Origin of the sequence: Halomonas huangheensis (assembly GCF_001431725.1) — a bacterium.
GTDB lineage: Bacteria > Pseudomonadota > Gammaproteobacteria > Pseudomonadales > Halomonadaceae > Halomonas > Halomonas huangheensis.
Window position 1 is genome coordinate 1,846,680 of record NZ_CP013106.1, and the last position, 17,564, is coordinate 1,864,243.

Consider the following 17,564-nt stretch of genomic DNA (forward strand, 5'->3'; position numbering starts at 1 on the left):
CTCGCATGACAAGCAGCCCGTCAGCCATTGGCTGACGGGCTGCTTGCGTTTCTGGTTCGCGACTCGGTCAGGCGAGGAACTGGCTGGTGGGCAGATAGCCGTAATGCTCGCCCTGTAGGATGTCCTCACCGGGCTCGACGATCAGATAGCCGTCTGCCGCATGGGCAGCTTGCAACATGTTGGAGCCCTGACTTCCCGACAGTAGCGCGCGGGGTATACCACGTTGGGGCTCGATCCTGACCCGCAGCAGTTCGCGACGGTGGCGGTTGGCTCGCTTGTGGAAGCCGGCTTCCACCGACCATCGCTTGAGTTGAAGCGGTGGGCTCTGGCAATGCATACCCTGACGCCGTTGCAGGCAGAGCTGACCGAGCAATTGCCAGGCAAGCAGTGCAGCAGTGGGATTGCCGGGCAGGGCGACGACCGGGGTGCCGTTGGCCAGGCTATCGCCGACATGGCCAAAGGTGAACGGCTTGCCGGGTTTGATGGCGATGCCATGTAGGTGGACAGCACCTAGCTGCTCGAGGCAGGGACGTACATGGTCCTCTTCACCGACTGAGACGCCGCCGCTGCATACGATCAGGTCCGCCATCTGGCTCGCATCCAGCAGCGCCTGACGCATGTCTTCGGCGCGGTCGGCAACGATGCCAAGGTCGAGCACCTCAGCGTGCTGTTGCTTCAAGGCGGCGGCCAGCAGGGTGGCGTTGCTGTTGTACAACTGCCCAGCAGCCAGTGGTGTGCCTGGCACGACCAGCTCCGATCCGGTGCACAGTAACGCGACTCGGACCCTCCTGCGTACCTTCAACTGATGCATTCCCTGGCTGGCCAGCATGGCGCAGCTGATTGCATTGAGTCTGGTACCGGCGTCAAGCAGAGGATCGCCTGCCTGCACTTCCTCGCCGCGATGTCGAATATGCTGACCTGCACTGGGCATCGCGAGGCAGTGCACATGGCCTTCCTCGTCGATACGCACCTGTTCCTGGGGAATTACGCAGTCGGCGCCTGGTGGAATCGGGGCGCCGGTAAAGATGCGTGCGCAACTGCCGACTGCCAGCGGTTCGGGATCGATGCCTGCCGGTATCCGTACCGAGATCGGTAGCGGCTGGTCGGAGGCGGACAGCTCCGAGAGACGCAGGGCATAACCGTCCATGGCACTGTTGTCGACACCGGGGAGGTCGATGCGTGCCCGGATCGGTTCGGCCAGCACGCGACCGCTGGCCTCGGCGAGGCTAACGCTTTCCGTGCCATGGCTGGGAGTGACCAGTCCAAGCAGTTGCTGACGGGCATCAAACAGATCGGTCAATGGCTTGTCGTGAGGATGGCGGGTGTCACACCCGCACTCGTGGCCCCTGACATCGGCATTCATGACCGCGCCTCTGATGGCTGTTGCGAAGATCGTGGCGAGCGGGTGGCACAGCGCTCGCTGTCCTTGACCACCATGGCGACGAAGTTGCACGGACGAGTCCGCGCATCCAACTGGGCAGCAATGATCTCGTCCCAGGCGGTTGTGCAGGCCTTCGGCGAGCCGGGCATGGCAAATACCAGCGTCTGATCAATAACACCGGCTACCGCTCGTGACTGGATGGTCGAGGTGCCGATCTGCTGGAAGGAAATCTGTCGGAACAGCTCGCCGTAGCCCTCGACGACCTTGTCGAACAGGGGCATCAGCGCTTCAGGCGTACTGTCTCGGGCGGTAAAGCCTGTCCCGCCATCGACCAGCACCACCTGGATATCATCACGAATCACCCAGCCGCTGACCATGGCGCGGATATGGTAGATGTCATCCTTGACGATACTGCGCTCGACGAGTTGATGACCGGCATTCTGCAGCCGTTCGATCAACAATGCGCCGCTGTCGTCCTCGGCGATGGTGCGGGTGTCGGATACTGTCAGTACCGCAATCCCGAGGGGAATGAAGTCGAGTTGGCGAGAATGGTGGGACATGGGAGCCTCCGGGGACGGGTCCCCCACCTCGGGGGTGGGTGAGGCGGGGACAGGGAATTACTGCATGAGGGCGCCATCGGTCTCGGCAAGCGAGAAGCCTTCGACGCCGATTTCGGCTTCCAGCGCCAGCAGGTAATGGCGCAGAGCCATGCGGGTGGCGAGTTCGCGCAGCTCATGCTGAACGCGAGGGATAACCTGGTCGAAGGCCTGGCTCGTGCCTTCTTCCCGGGCGTCGATCTGCACGACATGCCAGCCATAACGCGAGGCCAGCGGTCGTTCGTGCAGCCCCTCCGGCAGGAAAGACAGTGCACGGTCCAGCTCCTCGACCGTCTGGCCTGGGCTCAGCCAGCCCAGTTCACCGCCATCGCTGCTCGAGGGGCAGCGTGAGTGGCGCATGGCCAGTTCGGTGAAGCGCTGAGGGTTCTGCTGCAGGGCTTCGATCAGCTCACCGGCACGGTGATATTCGGCATCGCGAGCCTCGGCATCATCCGGGGCGGCGGCGAGCAGAATATGTCGAACCTGATAGCGCGGAGGGGTGGTGAAGCGCTCGGGGTGAGCGGCGTAGTAACGCCGACAGGCTTCATCATCCGATTCCGGGATCGCGAGTTCCTTTTCAAGCATCGCCGCGATATCGGCTTCACTGATATCCACGACGGGCTGGTCGCCGAGCTCAGCGGCGCGCTGACGCAGCAACTGCTGGATCACGAGTGCACGGGCTGCCGCCTGTGCGGCAGCCTCGTGGTCAACGGCGGGATGAAACTGCATCTCCGCCGCTATGGCACTCGGTTCGACCCAGACGTCTCCGACTCGAATGGACGGCCCATCGGCCGGCACATTTTCCAGAGGGATGGTCTGCATCTGGACTCTCCTTCATACGAGATGTGTATGCGTTATCAGGCGCGACGTCTGACGATCTGATAGCGGCGTCCCAGATAGCCGAGCGGTGCGCTCCATACATGCACCAGACGGGTAAAGGGGAACACCAGCACGATGGTCAGGCCGAGCAGGATATGGATGTGGTAGATGAAGCCGAGGCCTTGCAGATGAGAGGCAGCATTGCCCTGGAAGAACACGATCGCCTGGGCCCATTCCGCCAGCTTGATCATCACGCCGCCATCCAGGTGGTGCAGGGCAGCAGGAATGGTCAGCAGGCCGAGGGTCACCTGGGCGACCAGCAGCACGATGATCAGGTTGTCGGAGAAGCTGGACGATGCCTTGACCCGCGGATCGGTGAAGCGACGATACATCAGCATCGCACCGCCGATCAGGCACATCACACCGGCGATACCGCCGATCAGGATCGCCATGATCTGCTTGTTGCCGGGGCTGATGAAGGGCGCGTAGACCCAGTGCGGCGTCAACAGGCCGACCAGATGGCCGAAGAAGATCACCAGGATGCCGATATGGAACAACGGGCTGGCCAGGCGCATCCGCTTCGATGACAGCATCTGGCTGGAGCCGGTCTTCCAGGTGTACTGGCCGTGGTCGAAGCGCACCAGGCTGGCGATGATGAAGACCGCGCCGGCCAGGTAGGGGTAGAGGCCGAACAGCAGGGTGTGAAGGTAATTCATGATAGACCTCCAATCGAGGTGGACGGCGGAACGTCGGGAAGGCGAATGGTCTCGGGGTGAACCTGTTGACTGCGTTCGGCGAGGCGTTTGCCCTCTGCCGACTGCAGTGCACAGTCCTGATCGGACTCGGCGCTGAAACGCACCGCTTCCTCTTCCCAGACCGCATCGATGGCCGCAGGCGTGTTGTCCGCCGGCTCGCTGCTGACCTGTTCGCGATGGGCATCGACCTCGGCTTCGGCACCGATCATGCACAGCAGCGTCAGCGGAATCAGCGACTGATGGCAGTCATGCTTTTCCAGACGCGCGGTGAGCAGGGCGAGGATATGGCGGATTTCACCGATCCAGCGTGCGATATCTTCCTCAGGCCGCGTCGACAGGAATTCCAGCAGCAGCGGCAGGTGGTCGGGCAGCTCGCGCTCACCGAGCACGAAGCCTGCGGCTTCGTATTCGGCGAGCAGATCGACCATCGCCTGACCACGATCACGGGATTCGCCGTGCACATGCTCGAACAGCAACAGTGACGTGGCGCGACCACGGTCGAACTGGGCGACATAGGCCGCCTGGCTGTCGAGAAGGTCGCTGCTGGCCAGTTGCCGGCACCACGCCAGCAACGGCTGACGGGGTGCGGTGGCGGGCAGTGGCATGGCCTCGATTGCCGCGCCTACCTCGGGCAGCGCTTCGATCAGCGCTGCGTCGGGGTAGTCGAGCAGACGGGCCAGCGCACGCATGCCGCGTGCGAGGGCATCAGCCATGGTTCACCTCCGGATGATTCGGGTCGTACTGCTCAACCTTGACCAGGGTGGTGGTCTGCTTGCGGCCACCGAACAGACTGGTGTCGTCGGAACCGCCCTGACAGCCATTGCCGAACGAGAAGCCGCAGCCGCCACGCTCGGGGAAGGCTTCGCGGGCCAGCTCGCGATGGCTGGTGGGGATCACGAAGCGATCCTCGTAGTTGGCAATGGCCAGGTAGCGATACATCTCTTCCACCTGAGCCTCGCTGAGTCCGACTTCATCAAGTACGTCCTGACGCACTTCACCGTCGACATGCTTGCCACGCATATACTCGCGCATCGCGATCATGCGCTTGAGCGCATGAACGACCGGCGCCTCATCGCCTGCGGTAAGCATATTGGCGAGGTACTTGACCGGGATACGCAGCGACTCGACGTCGGGCAGGATGCCCTTGCGCTCGATGTGTCCGGCATCCACGGCTGACTGGATCGGTGACAGCGGCGGCACGTACCAGACCATCGGCAGGGTGCGGTATTCCGGGTGCAGCGGCAGCGCCAGTTTCCAGTCCATGGCCATCTTGTAGACCGGCGACTGCTGCGCGGCGCTGATCACGTTATCGGTGATACCGTCGCGCTTCGCCTGGGCGATGACTTCCGGATCGAAGGGATCGAGGAAGATATCGCACTGGCGCTGATACAGATCGCGCTCATCGCTGGAGGCAGCCACTTCCTCGATACGGTCGGCATCATAGAGCAGCACGCCGAGGTAACGGATACGACCGACACAGGTCTCGGAGCAGACGGTGGGTTGACCGGATTCGATACGCGGATAGCAGAAGATGCACTTCTCGGACTTGCCGGATTTCCAGTTGTAGTAGATCTTCTTGTACGGGCAGCCGGAGACACACATCCGCCAGCCACGGCACTTGTCCTGGTCGATCAGTACGATGCCGTCTTCTTCGCGTTTGTAGATCGCGCCGCTCGGGCACGAGGCCACGCATGCCGGGTTGAGGCAGTGCTCGCACAGGCGCGGCAGATACATCATGAAGGTGTTCTCGAACTCTCCATAGATGTCGGCCTGGATCTGGTCGAAGTTGGTGTCCTTGCGGCGCTTGGCGAACTCGGTGCCGAGAATCTCCTCCCAGTTCGGGCCCCATTCGACCTTGTTCATGCGCTGGCCGGAGATCAGCGAACGCGGGCGTGCCGTCGGCTGGTGCTGGCCCTGTTTCGCCTGGTGCAGGTGCTGATAGTCGAAGGTAAACGGCTCGTAATAGTCGTCGATCTCCGGCAGATCAGGGTTGGCGAAGATATTCGCCAGTACCCGCCACTTGCCACCGATACGCGGCTCGATGCTGCCATCGGCCTTGCGCATCCAGCCGCCTTTCCAGCGCTGCTGGTTTTCCCACTCTTTCGGGTAACCGACACCGGGCTTGGTCTCGACGTTGTTGAACCAGGCATACTCGACGCCTTCGCGACTGGTCCACACGTTCTTGCAGGTGATGGAGCAGGTGTGACAGCCGATACACTTGTCGAGGTTGAGCACCATGCCAACCTGGGAACGGATCTTCATTTGACGGCCTCCTGTACGCTGTCGTTGCCTTCTCCGTCGAGCCAGTCGATGTTCTTCATGCGCCGCACGATGACGAATTCATCACGGTTCGAGCCTACGGTGCCGTAGTAGTTGAAGCCGTAGGACAACTGGCCGTAGCCGCCGATCATATGGGTCGGCTTGGGACACACGCGAGTCACCGAGTTGTGCATGCCGCCACGGGTGCCGGAGACCTCGGAGCCGGGCATGTTGAGGATTCGCTCCTGGGCGTGATACATCATCGCCATGCCGTTCTTGACGCGCTGGCTGACCACCGCACGCGCGGCAATCGCGCCGTTGGCGTTGTACAGCTCGATCCAGTCGTTGTCCTCGACACCGATGGCGCGGGCATCATCCTCGGACATCCACACGATCGGGCCGCCACGCGACAGGGTCTGCATCAGCAGGTTGTCGGAATAGGTGGAGTGGATACCCCATTTCTGGTGCGGCGTGATCCAGTTCAGGGCGATTTCCGGGTTACCGTTGGGCTTCGGCTCCGCCATGCTGCGGGTGGCGCGAGTATCGATCGGCGGACGGTAGACCAGCAGGCTCTCACCGAAGTCGCGCATCCAGGCGTGATCCTGGTAGAACTGCTGACGACCGGAGACGGTGCGCCACGGAATCAGCTCATGAACGTTGGTGTAGCCCGCGTTGTAGGACACATGCTCGTCTTCCAGGCCGGACCAGGTCGGGCTGGAGATGATCTTGCGCGGCTGGGCCACCACATCGCGGAAGCGGATCTTTTCCTCTTCCTTGGGTATGGCAAGGTGGGTGTGATCGCGACCGGTGATCTTCGACAATGCTTCCCAGGCCTTGACCGCCACTTGACCATTGGTTTCCGGTGCCAGCGACAGAATCATCTCGGCGGCATCGATGGCCGTTTCGATGCACGGCTGACCCTTGGCCGGGCCGTCGAGCTTGACGTGGTTGAGGCCACGCAGCAGCTCGACTTCCTTGTTGGTATTCCAGCTGATGCCCTTGCCGCCGTTACCGGCGCTTTCCAGCAGCGGACCCACGGAAGTGAAGCGCTCGTAGGTCTCGGGGTAGTTGCGTTTGACCTCGATCAGGCTCGGCATGGTCTTGCCGGGAACCGGCTCACACTCGCCTTTCTTCCAGTCGAGGACTTCGGGCTGGGCCAGCTCGGAAGGGGTGTCGTGCTGCAACGGCAGCGTGACCAGATCGGTTTCCTCGCCGAGATGGCCGACACAGACCTCGGAGAACTTCTTCGCAATGCCCTTGTAGATGTCCCAGTCGCTGCGCGCTTCCCAGGCAGGATCGGTGGCCGCGGTCAGCGGGTGGATGAAGGGGTGCATGTCCGAGGTGTTGAGATCGTCCTTCTCGTACCAGGTTGCCGTCGGCAGCACGATATCCGAGTACAGGCAGGTGGTGGACATACGGAAGTCCAGCGTCACCAGCAGATCGACCTTGCCCTCCGGAGCCTCCTCGTGCCAGACCACTTCTTCCGGCAGGGTCGCGCCGGTGTGGCCCAGATCCTTGCCTTGTACGCCGTGGCGAGTTCCCAGCAGGTACTTGAGCATGTACTCGTGGCCCTTGCCGGAGCTGCCCAGCAGGTTGGAACGCCAGATGAACATGTTGCGCGGGAAGTTCTGCGGATTGTCCGGGTCCTCGGCAGCGAAGCCCAGCTTGCCGTTCTTGAGCTGCTCGACGGTGTAATCGGCCGTCGACTTGCCGGCCTCGTTGGCGGCAGCGGCCAGACGCAGCGGGTTGACGCCCAGCTGCGGGGCAGATGGCAACCAGCCCATGCGTTCGGCACGCACGTTGAAGTCGATCAGGCTGCCGGAATAGCGCGAGGTATCGGCCAGCGGCGAGAGGATTTCCTTGATCTCGAGCTTCTCGTAACGCCACTGACTGGAGTGGTTGTAGAAGAACGAGGTGCCGTTCATGTGACGCGGCGGACGCTGCCAGTCGAGGCCGAAGGCCAGCGGAGTCCAGCCGGTCTGCGGACGCAGCTTTTCCTGGCCGACGTAGTGTGACCAACCGCCACCGCTCTGACCGACACAACCGCACAGGATCAACATGTTGATCAGGCCGCGGTAGTTCATGTCCATGTGGTACCAGTGGTTCATACCGGCACCGACGATGATCATGCTGCGACCCTGGGTCTTGTCGGCATTGGTCGCGAATTCACGGGCGATGCGCGTGCACTGCGCGGCGCTGACACCGGTGATCTTCTCCTGCCAGGCCGGCGTATAGGGACGCACCTGGTCGAGGCTGGTGGCGCCATCGTCTTCGCCTTCGGTACCGAAACCACGGTCGATGCCGTAGTTGGCGCACATCAGATCGAAGACCGTGACGGCCAGGGTTTCGCTGCCATCGGCCAGCGTCAGACGCTTGGCGGGCAGGCAATGGTGCAGAACTTCCTTGTCGGCGACATGCGGGAAGTGCTCATGCTCGATACCGCCGAAGTAGGGGAAGGCCACCCTGGCGACGCTATCGTGACTATCGGCAAGGCTCAGACGCAGCTGAATATCGTTGCCGTCGGCATCGCGCTGCTCGAGGTTCCACTTGCCTTTCTCGTCCTTTGCCCCACCTTCTGTCTCCCCCCAACGGAAACCAATGGAGCCCCTGGGGACGACAAGCTGATCGCGGGTCTCGTCCCAGGCAATGGTTTTCCATTCCGGGTTGTTGGACTGACCAAGGTTGGCGTCGAAGTCCGAGGCGCGCAGCTGGCGACCCGGCGCATAGCTGCCGTCTTCGCGCGTTTCCAGTGCCACCAGGCACGGCATGTCGGTGTAACGACGCACATAGTCGCTGAAGTAACTGCTGGGATTCTCGAGGTGGAATTCCTTGAGGATCACATGGCCCATGGCCATCGCCAGTGCCGCATCGGTACCCTGTTTGGCCGACAGCCACTCGTCGGTGAGCTTGGACACCTCGGCATAGTCGGGCGTGATCGAGACGGTCTTGGTGCCCTTGTAGCGAACTTCTGTGAAGAAGTGCGCATCCGGAGTGCGGGTCTGGGGCACGTTGGAACCCCAGGCGATGATATAGCCGGAGTTGTACCAGTCGGCGGATTCCGGCACGTCGGTCTGCTCGCCCCAGGTCTGCGGAGAGGAGGGCGGCAGATCGCAGTACCAGTCGTAGAACGACAGGCAGGCACCACCGATCAGCGACAGGTAACGGGCACCGGCGGCGTAGGACACCATCGACATCGCCGGAATCGGCGAGAAGCCGATCACACGGTCGGGACCGAAGGTCTTGATGGTGTAGACATTGGATGCGGCGATCAACGTCTGCACCTCATCCCAGTCGGCACGCACGAAGCCACCCATACCGCGGGCACGCTTGTATTGGCCAGCGAGGAGTGGGTCCTCGACGATCGACGCCCAGGCATCGACCGGATCGGGATGCACGTCCAGCGCACGACGCCACAGCTTGACCAGCTCCTGACGGATCAGCGGGTACTTGAGGCGGTTGGCGCTGTACAGGTACCAGGAATAACTGGCACCACGCGGGCAGCCACGTGGCTCATGGTTGGGCAGGTCGGCGCGGGTACGTGGATAGTCGGTCTGCTGGGTTTCCCAGGTGACCAGGCCATTCTTGACATAGATCTTCCAGCTGCACGATCCAGTGCAGTTGACCCCGTGGGTCGAGCGCACGATCTTGTCGTGCTGCCAACGCGCTCGATAGCCGTCCTCCCAGTCGCGAGTCTCGTCGCGGGTTTCTCCATGGCCGTTGGCGAATTGAGGGGGGCGTCTGGTGAGGTATCTCAGACGGTCGAGAAAATGACTCATATGGTTTCTCCTCAGTGGCCGTCCCTTCTCGGGACGGCCTGGCTGGATAGTCCTTGGTCTTGATGAGCAGGTGCGTTACAGGCGAATTTCCGCGCCCTTGCGGCTGTAGTAGAACCACGTCAGTGCCGAGCAGGCTGTGTAGAACACGATGAAGCCGATCAGCGCTGCACCTACGCCGCCGGTCATGTCGATGGAGGTGCCGAACGACTTGGGAATGAAGAAGGCGCCATAGGCGGCAATCGCCGAGGTGAAACCGATAGTGGCAGCCGATTCGCGCTCGGCATGTGCCAGTTGCTCGTCGGCAGACAGCTGCGGCATCAGGCGTGCGACTTCGTGACGGAAGATCGACGGGATCATCTGGAAGGTACTGGCATTACCTACGCCGGTAGCGAGGAACAGCAGCATGAAGGCGGCGAAGAAGCCGGTGAATCCCCAACTGGCATCCTTGTTGGCCAGGCTGAACATCACGCCGACGACGCCGACGATCATGACCATGAAGGTCCAGAAGGTAACGCGGGCGCCACCGAAGCGATCCGAGAGGCCGCCGGACCAGGCACGGCTGAGCGCGCCGACCAACGGGCCGAGGAAGGCGAACTTGAGGGCATCAACCGCCGGGAACTGGGTGTTGGTCAGCAGCGGGAAGGCCGCGGAGAAGCCGATGAAGCTACCGAAGGTGCCGGTGTAGAGCACACACATCAGCCAGTTGTGCTTGCGCTTGAAGATAACCGCCTGTTCGGCGAACGATGACTTGGCACTGGCGATATCGTTCATGCCGAACCAGGCGGCCACGGTGGCCAGCGCGATGAACGGCACCCAGACGAAACCAGCATTCTGCAACCACAGTTCGCCACCGGTGGAAGTGGATTGGCCGTCTCCGGTGAAGGCGGCAAAGGTGCCCAGCGAAATCACCAGCGGCACGAGGAACTGCATTACCGAGACGCCGAGGTTGCCGAGACCGGCATTCATTGCCAGCGCCTTGCCTTTCTCGCGCTTGGGATAGAAGAACGAGATGTTGGCCATGCTGGAGGCGAAGTTGCCGCCACCGAAGCCACACAGCAGGGCGAGAATCGCCATCACCAGGTAGGGGGTTTCGGGGTTCTGCACCGCGAAGCCGATCCAGGCGGCGGGCAGCATCAACGACAGGGTGGAGATGGCGGTGAAGCGACGGCCACCGAAGATCGGCACCATGAAACTGTAGAAGACCCGGAAGGTGGCACCGGAGAGACCGGGCAGGGCGGCCAGCCAGAACAGCTGATTGGGCGTGTAATCGAAGCCGACCAGCGGCAGTTTGGCGACGACGACAGACCAGACCATCCATACACTGAAGGCGAGCAGCAGACAGGGAATCGAGATCCACAGGTTACGGCTGGCAATACGCTTGCCGGTGGACTCCCAGAAGCTCTCGTCCTCGGGGTGCCATTCGGTCAGTACAAAACGGGAGGGAGTGGAGAGTTCCGGTAGGTCGGTGGATTCGCAACGGTCACGTGCTTCGATACGCTCGGCCTTGAGGATGGCGTAATGCATCCAGATCAAGGCGGCAGCAACGATCACGAACAGCAGCATGAAGCAGCTTTGCCAGATGCCGATCACATCGTTGAGCATGCCGAAGGTCAAGGGCAGGAAGAAGCCACCAAGACCGCCGACCATGCCGACCATGCCGCCAACGATACCGACATTCTTCGGATAGTAGACCGGGATATGCTTGAACACTGCGGCCTTGCCCAGTGACATGAAGAAGCCCAGTACCATGGTCAGCACAATGAAGCCGGCCAGCGGTATGGTGAAGGAGAAGGACACTGGGCCATGCACGCCCTGGACGATGTAGTCGGTGGGCGGGTAGCTGAGCAGGAAGCAACACAGCGCCGAGACGATGAAGGTCCAGTACATCACCCGGCGCGCGCCATAGCGGTCGGACATCCAGCCGCCGAGAATGCGGAACAGTGACGCCGGGATGGTGTAGAGCGCAGCGACAAACCCGGCCTCGGCGAGACTCAGCCCGTAAACCTCGATCAGAAAGTGGGGCAGCCATAGTGCAAGGGCTACAAAGGCGCCGAAGACGAAAAAGTAGTAAAGCGAGAATCGCCACACTCGAATGTCGGCCAGCGGGGCCATCTGCTCGGCGAAGGAGACGCTGGTCGCGTTGCGTTGATCCGCTAGCGGATCGTCCTTGGCAAGGATCAGGAACAAAACGCCGGTAATCGCGAGGATGGTGGCATAGGCCAGGGCAGTGCCCTGCCAGCCCATTGCCATCAGCAGGAAGGGGGCTCCGAAGTTGGTGACCGCTGCGCCGACATTACCGGCACCGAAGATGCCTAATGCCGTACCCTGATGCTCCTTGTCGAACCAGGCCGAGGTGTAGGCGACTCCGACAATGAACGAGCCACCGGCGAGGCCGACTCCCAGGGCGCCGACCAGCAGCATCGGGTAGCTGTTGGCGAAAGTCAGCAGGTAGACACAGGCGGCGGTGCACAGCATCAGCAGACTGAACACCCAGCGACCGCCGAAGCGGTCAGTGAGGACGCCGAGGAAAAGGCGGGAAATGGAGCCGGTCAGAACTGGAGTGGCCATCAGCAGGCCGAGCTGGGTATCCGAGAGGGCAAAATCATCCTTGATCTCGATGCCGAGTATGGAAAACAACGTCCAGACGGCAAAGCACAAGGTAAAGGACAGTGTAGAAATTCCTAGTGCTCTTTGTTGCTGAGTTCGAGGAACTGGTGCTGACATAGCCATGGGCCTTCCTTAATTGGAAAGTGTGAGGACTCCAACCTGATTTTTCCGGGGTGCAGCTATGAGGAACTTGATGGTGATCAATACCCTCGGAATTAGTTCGTGTCTTGAATATCAGATAGCTCACTGGAGGTATCTGTAGCCAAGGCTTGATGTCGAATCATAGGGGGGTTGTGGGTAGGGTTTAAGATGTACTGAAGGGAGTTGTTGGATTCCATGACGTAAATCAATAAATGGATGTTGGTAGCTCGAAGCCCACATTCCCCGTTCCTGGGGGTGATCTGATCAACTCAGAGCATCCCGCTGGTGTAGGGACGCATCAGGCATTTTCGATGCTTGTATACGACAGCGTTGTTCAGCCCTGACGAGGTAAATCGTCGCCGGCCTCAAAGATGAAAGCTCAATGAATGATGATTATCTGGTGGGAAAAGTCGAAGTTTTCATCAATCGATATGCTTGACTTTTTAGAGATAAGATTTATGGAAAAAGGTGGTTATTTTCGAGGATCTTCAGGGAAAAGGTCGCAGTTGTTATGATGATAATACTGGTGGTTTTCACTACAGATTGTTGCTATAGGTGGGGGTAGACGAGCGACGAGTCGCTCGAACTGGTAAGTCATCAGCGATAAGCTTCGAGTAACAAGAAAACGCACAAAAAACCCCGAAGACGTGGAGTCTCGGGGTTTAATGCTTACAGCTTACATACAGCTTACAGCTGCTTCGCTTGTTCAGGCCTTGCCGTTGACGGTGGCCACAGCCTTGGCAATATATTCCAGATTTTCGCTGGAGAAGCCGGCAACGTTTGCACGTCCAGAACGCACCATATAGATGCCGAATTCATCACGCAGGCGGTCGACCTGTTCCGGCGTCAGGCCAGTGTAGGAGAACATGCCGCGTTGCTCGGCAACATGGGCGTATTTCTCATCGAGGCCATAGGGCTTGAGGGCATCAACGAAGTCGCGACGCAGGGTGTTGATGCGGTCGCGCATTTCGGTGAGCTCTTCGCGCCAGACCTTCTCCAGCTCAGGCGAGTGCAGGATCTCGCTGACGATGGAGCCGCCATGAGCCGGCGGGTTGGAGTAGTTCTCACGGGCGACGATGGCGATCTGAGAACGAACGTTTTCCATCTCCTCGTTGTTCTTCGCCACTACGATCAGCGCACCAGTACGCTCGTTGTAGATACCGAAGTTCTTCGAGCAGGAGCTGGTGACCAGCACATTGTCGAGGTTTTCAGCCAGCAGGCGGACGGCGTAGGCGTCTTCGTCGAGGCCTTCGGCGAAGCCCTGATAGGCAAAGTCGACCAGCGGCAGCAGATCACGTTCCTGAAGCACCTTGAGGACTTCCTGCCATTGCTGCTGGTTGAGGTCGAAGCCGGTCGGGTTGTGGCAGCAAGCGTGCAGTACAACCACGTCACCCTGAGGAATCTGTTTGAGGGCGCTCAGCATGCCATCGAAGTCGAGGCGATTGTCGGCGTCGACATAGGGATACTTGTGCAGCTCGATACCGGCGGCAGTGAAGATGCCGTGATGGTTCGGCCAGGTCGGGTCGCTGACCCAGATACCCTTGCCGGGCAGCTGGTGGGCCACGAAGTCGGCGGCCAGGCGCAGTGCGCCAGTACCACCAGGAGACTGCGTGACACTTGCCCGACCGGCCTCGAGAACAGGAGAACCCTCGCCAAGGACCATCGGCAGCACGACTTCGCCGTAGCTTGGCGCGCCATGAGAGCCAATGTAGGTCTTGGTGGTCTCATTCTTGAGCAGCAGGGCTTCGGCCTCCTTGACCGCACGCATCACCGGAGTGGTGCCCTTTGCATCGCGGTAGACGCCGACGCCTAGATCGACCTTCTGGGGGTTGGTGTCCTTCTTGAAGGCTTCGATGAGCCCGAGGATCGCATCCCCGGGGACCCGCTCAATCTTCTCGAACATTTTACTTGGCTACCTCGTCAGTACTGGCTACCTCATCGGTTCTGGCTGCCAGGATGAAATCATTCTTGTGCAGGCCCTTCATTTCGTGAGACCACCAGGTGACCGTTACCTTGCCCCACTCAGTGAGCAGAGCAGGGTGATGGCCTACTTCCTCAGCGATCTCGCCGACCTTGTTGGTGAACTCGAGGGCCTGACGAAAGTTGCGGAACTTGAAGCTGCGTTCCAACTGCATGATGCCATCACGCTCGATGATCTGCCACTCAGGGATGCTGGCGCGCCACTGTTCGATTTCGCTGTCAGTGGCACGGGGAGCGTCCCAGCTGCAGGCTTCACACTGTTGTTCAGATAGTTGGCTCATGTTGACTCCGTATGGCTGTTGTCGAGAACGAATGAAGGTTCGATACCACCGATCGAGATACGTGACACGCTGTTGCCTGGCATTTGGGGCAAGGCTGGCCCGGCTTGACCAGGCAGTCAGTGATTGCTGGGTTTGGGAGGAAAGCGAGGCTCGAACAGTCCCAGTTCACGTGCCTGCTCAACCAGTGCCATGATGTCGCGTTGTGCAAGATCGTGTAGTGAGTCGAGGCTGTCGAGAACGTAGTAGAGCGGTTGCAGAATGTCGATGCGGTACGGTGTACGCAGGGCATCCACAGCATCGAAAGGTGAGTGCTCCGGGCTATCCGAAAGGGCGTGAAGCGTTTCCTTCGGTGAAGAGATGATGCCTCCGCCATAGATACGCCGTCCTTCCGGCGTATCGACCAGCCCGAATTCGACGGTCAGCCAGTACAGGCGTGCCAGAAAAACTCGGTCCCTGGGTTCGGCCTTGAGTCCGAGTTGGCCATAGATGGCGGTGAATTCGGCAAAGGCCGGATTGGTCAGCATTGGGCAGTGGCCGAATATCTCATGAAAGATATCCGGTTCCTTGAGGTAGTCCATTTCCTGAGGTGTACGAATGAAGGTCGCCACCGGAAAGCGTCGATTGGCCAGCAACTCAAAGAAGGTGTCGAAGGGGATCAGAGCCGGTACCTGGGCGGTTTCCCAGCCGGTTGCCTCGCGCAGCACCCGGTCGACATCAGCGAGTTGTGGAATATGCTCGCTGGGTAGCGCGAGTCGCTCAAGCCCATCCAGGTATTGCTGACATACGCGCCCCTCGATCAGCGCCAGTTGACGCTCCATCAGTTGCTGCCAGGTATGATTTTCCTCGTCACTCCAGTGAATAATGCCGTTTTCGTCGGGCATGCGTGCCTGATAGGCAGTGCCTTTGGAGGCAATCTCGGTCGTCGCTCGGCCGGCCATCGACTGCGGTGCATTCATGACATCTCCCCCTGACCTTGTGGTCATCTTGTAGTGTTGTTCGCCAGGTCGGTGACTGATCGAAGGGTATTCCATCCATCGCTCGGGTTTGCCGGCCTGTCCGGTAGGTGTCTGTTGGCAGTCTATCCCTCGGATTGGCGCTGGGTGGTCGGCAGAACCTGTTGGGTGGAGGGCATGGAGAGCGGTTGTCGTAAGAAATTCGTTACAGGGGGCGGCAGCAAGGGGATTACTACGACCAAAGCATCGCGACGTGGGGATATAGGAGGCGTATTCTGTCACGTATTCTTTACAATAGAGTCAGTCAGGGCTTACAGAAATCTGTCCCTGCTGTCTGTGTTGCCGTGTTTCAAGATCCAGGCAAGGACCCCTGACATGCGTTTGAGATTTCACTGCCAGAATCGCATCGGCATTCTGCGCGATATCGTGGCTCATTTTGCCGACTACGGGCTGAATGTGGCACGTGGTGAAGTCGGTGGTGAACATGGCAATGCCATCTATCTGCTGGTGCCCAATCTGCTCAATGCACAGCTGGCGACCCTCAAGCCAGAATTGGAAGCAGTGGCCGGAGTGTTCGGTGTACGCCGGGTGAGTCTGATGCCGAGTGAGCGCCGACACCTGGAGCTGGATGCGTTGCTGTCATCGCTCACCGACCCGGTAATGTCGATTGATATGGAAGGACATCTGGTCGCCGCCAACCGCGCTGCCAGTCAGTTATTGGGCGTGCGGGTTGATGAGGTTCCGGGATTATCGCTGGATCGCTATCTGCCGGACCTTGACCTGCCCGAACTGATTCGTCGCAATAATGCGCGAGTCAACGGGCTGCGTATTCACCTGCGTGAGGCAACGTTCCTTGCGGATATCGCGCCGTTGCACCGGGAGAATCATGACGATGTGGCCTCGCTGGCAGGAGCGGTAGTCACCCTGCACAGCGTCGATCGTATCGGCGAACGCATCTACCAGGTTCAGCGTCAGGAGTTTCGTGGTTTCGAGACCATGTTCTCTGCCAGTCCGCGCCTTTCGATATTGATCCATGAGGCACGACGCATGGCGCCGCTCGATGCCCCATTACTGATCAGCGGGGAGACGGGAACCGGCAAGGAACTGTTGGCACGTGCCTGCCATCTCGCCAGTCGTCGCGGTCAGTCGCCGTTCATGGCCCTGAATTGTGCGGGACTCCCAGAGTCGATGGCCGAAACCGAGCTGTTCGGATATGCCCCCGGTGCCTTCGATGGTGCTCGCCCTGAAGGCAAGCTGGGTCTGTTGGAATTGACGGCGGGTGGCACCATCTTCCTCGACGAAGTCGGTGAGATGAGCCCGCGCATGCAGGCCAAGCTGCTGCGCTTTCTTCAGGACGGAGGTTTTCGCAGGGTCGGCAGTGACGAGGAGACTTTCCTCGACGTCAGAGTGATCTGTGCCACTCAGCAGGATCTGTTGGCGCTGAGTCAGAATGGTGAGTTTCGCCAGGACCTTTACCACCGCCTCAATGTGCTGTCTCTGGCAGTGCCGTCGCTGCGTGAATGTCTGGATGGTATCGAGCCGCTGGCGAACCATTTCGTTGATCGGGCGTCGCGCCAGATCGGTTGCCGCTTACCAACGTTGTCACCCGCAGCGGTGTCGAGAATGCTCAACTACCACTGGCCGGGCAATATTCGTCAGCTGGAAAACGTGCTGTTTCAAGCAGTATCGCTGTGCGAAACGGGAGTGATCGAGTCATCGCATTTGAGGTTGCCGGATGCCGGGATGGCGGCAGGGTTGTCGGGAATCGATCTCGAGGGCAGTCTGGGTGATATCGTCGCAGACGTGGAACGCCGAGTGCTCAGTGCACTCTATCCGCAGCATCCGTCCAGTCGACAATTGGCCAAACGGCTCGGGGTGTCGCATACCACCATCGCCAACAAGCTCAATCGCTATGGTATTGGCCAACCGGACGGTGATTCCTGAACTGGCACCCTCTCATGACCGCAAGAGCTGAACCTGGCATAATAGCCGCCATGCCTGCGCGAGGGCGCAGGA

At 60.2% G+C, this 17,564-nt stretch carries 12 protein-coding genes; 1 reads left to right on the forward strand and 11 read right to left on the reverse strand.

Features of this window, described 5'->3' with window-relative positions:
- Nucleotides 1-67: 67 nt before the first annotated feature.
- From AR456_RS08300 to phhA, 11 genes are all read right to left on the reverse strand, one after another.
- Entirely contained in the window at nt 68-1,363 is a 1,296-nt protein-coding gene (locus tag AR456_RS08300; protein WP_021820932.1) for a molybdopterin molybdotransferase MoeA, read from the reverse strand.
- On the reverse strand, nt 1,360-1,941 hold the full coding sequence (moaB, locus tag AR456_RS08305; protein WP_021820933.1) for a molybdenum cofactor biosynthesis protein B: 582 nt from the start codon (nt 1,939-1,941) through the stop codon (nt 1,360-1,362). The genes AR456_RS08300 and moaB overlap by 4 nt, the downstream gene beginning before the upstream one ends.
- A 57-nt stretch (nt 1,942-1,998) precedes the next feature.
- Nucleotides 1,999-2,799 carry a peptidylprolyl isomerase gene (locus tag AR456_RS08310; RefSeq protein WP_021820934.1) on the reverse strand — a complete coding sequence of 267 codons (801 nt, stop codon included), beginning with the start codon at nt 2,797-2,799 and terminating at the stop codon, nt 1,999-2,001.
- A 35-nt stretch (nt 2,800-2,834) separates the two neighbouring features.
- Nucleotides 2,835-3,512 carry a respiratory nitrate reductase subunit gamma gene (gene narI / locus AR456_RS08315; RefSeq protein WP_021820935.1) on the reverse strand — a complete coding sequence of 226 codons (678 nt, stop codon included), beginning with the start codon at nt 3,510-3,512 and terminating at the stop codon, nt 2,835-2,837.
- Complete coding sequence (narJ, locus tag AR456_RS08320; RefSeq protein ID WP_021820936.1) at nt 3,509-4,264, reverse strand: nitrate reductase molybdenum cofactor assembly chaperone; 756 nt, start codon at nt 4,262-4,264, stop codon at nt 3,509-3,511. The genes narI and narJ overlap by 4 nt, the downstream gene beginning before the upstream one ends.
- Nucleotides 4,257-5,813 carry a nitrate reductase subunit beta gene (gene narH, locus AR456_RS08325; protein ID WP_056932996.1) on the reverse strand — a complete coding sequence of 519 codons (1,557 nt, stop codon included), beginning with the start codon at nt 5,811-5,813 and terminating at the stop codon, nt 4,257-4,259. The genes narJ and narH overlap by 8 nt, the downstream gene beginning before the upstream one ends.
- Nucleotides 5,810-9,586 carry a nitrate reductase subunit alpha gene (locus tag AR456_RS08330; protein ID WP_021820965.1) on the reverse strand — a complete coding sequence of 1,259 codons (3,777 nt, stop codon included), beginning with the start codon at nt 9,584-9,586 and terminating at the stop codon, nt 5,810-5,812. Before AR456_RS08330 ends, narH begins: the two co-directional genes overlap by 4 nt.
- A 75-nt stretch (nt 9,587-9,661) precedes the next feature.
- The gene (locus AR456_RS08335; RefSeq protein WP_035589246.1) at nt 9,662-12,316 is read right to left on the reverse strand and encodes a nitrate/nitrite transporter; all 2,655 of its coding nucleotides are present in this window, start codon (nt 12,314-12,316) and stop codon (nt 9,662-9,664) included.
- Between the two features lie 724 nt (nt 12,317-13,040).
- Nucleotides 13,041-14,237: an amino acid aminotransferase gene (locus AR456_RS08340; protein WP_021820967.1), complete on the reverse strand. Its 1,197-nt coding sequence runs from the start codon at nt 14,235-14,237 to the stop codon at nt 13,041-13,043.
- Between the two features lies 1 nt (nt 14,238).
- The gene (locus AR456_RS08345) at nt 14,239-14,595 is read right to left on the reverse strand and encodes a 4a-hydroxytetrahydrobiopterin dehydratase (RefSeq protein ID WP_021820968.1); all 357 of its coding nucleotides are present in this window, start codon (nt 14,593-14,595) and stop codon (nt 14,239-14,241) included.
- Between the two features lie 116 nt (nt 14,596-14,711).
- On the reverse strand, nt 14,712-15,551 hold the full coding sequence (gene phhA / locus AR456_RS08350) for a phenylalanine 4-monooxygenase (RefSeq protein ID WP_021820969.1): 840 nt from the start codon (nt 15,549-15,551) through the stop codon (nt 14,712-14,714).
- A 372-nt stretch (nt 15,552-15,923) separates the two neighbouring features.
- Between phhA and AR456_RS08355 the strand changes: the two genes are divergently transcribed.
- Nucleotides 15,924-17,492: a sigma-54-dependent transcriptional regulator gene (locus AR456_RS08355; RefSeq protein ID WP_021820970.1), complete on the forward strand. Its 1,569-nt coding sequence runs from the start codon at nt 15,924-15,926 to the stop codon at nt 17,490-17,492.
- Nucleotides 17,493-17,564 lie beyond the last annotated feature (72 nt).

Bases quoted from the DNA above. Each gene is read 5' to 3' on its own strand.
- AR456_RS08300 (WP_021820932.1), bottom strand. From the start codon at position 1,363: ATGAATGCCGATGTCAGGGGCCACGAGTGCGGGTGTGACACCCGCCAT.
- moaB (WP_021820933.1), bottom strand. From the start codon at position 1,941: ATGTCCCACCATTCTCGCCAACTCGACTTCATTCCCCTCGGGATTGCG.
- AR456_RS08310 (WP_021820934.1), bottom strand. From the start codon at position 2,799: ATGCAGACCATCCCTCTGGAAAATGTGCCGGCCGATGGGCCGTCCATT.
- narI (WP_021820935.1), bottom strand. From the start codon at position 3,512: ATGAATTACCTTCACACCCTGCTGTTCGGCCTCTACCCCTACCTGGCC.
- narJ (WP_021820936.1), bottom strand. From the start codon at position 4,264: ATGGCTGATGCCCTCGCACGCGGCATGCGTGCGCTGGCCCGTCTGCTC.
- narH (WP_056932996.1), bottom strand. From the start codon at position 5,813: ATGAAGATCCGTTCCCAGGTTGGCATGGTGCTCAACCTCGACAAGTGT.
- AR456_RS08330 (WP_021820965.1), bottom strand. From the start codon at position 9,586: ATGAGTCATTTTCTCGACCGTCTGAGATACCTCACCAGACGCCCCCCT.
- AR456_RS08335 (WP_035589246.1), bottom strand. From the start codon at position 12,316: ATGGCTATGTCAGCACCAGTTCCTCGAACTCAGCAACAAAGAGCACTA.
- AR456_RS08340 (WP_021820967.1), bottom strand. From the start codon at position 14,237: ATGTTCGAGAAGATTGAGCGGGTCCCCGGGGATGCGATCCTCGGGCTC.
- AR456_RS08345 (WP_021820968.1), bottom strand. From the start codon at position 14,595: ATGAGCCAACTATCTGAACAACAGTGTGAAGCCTGCAGCTGGGACGCT.
- phhA (WP_021820969.1), bottom strand. From the start codon at position 15,551: ATGAATGCACCGCAGTCGATGGCCGGCCGAGCGACGACCGAGATTGCC.
- AR456_RS08355 (WP_021820970.1), top strand. From the start codon at position 15,924: ATGCGTTTGAGATTTCACTGCCAGAATCGCATCGGCATTCTGCGCGAT.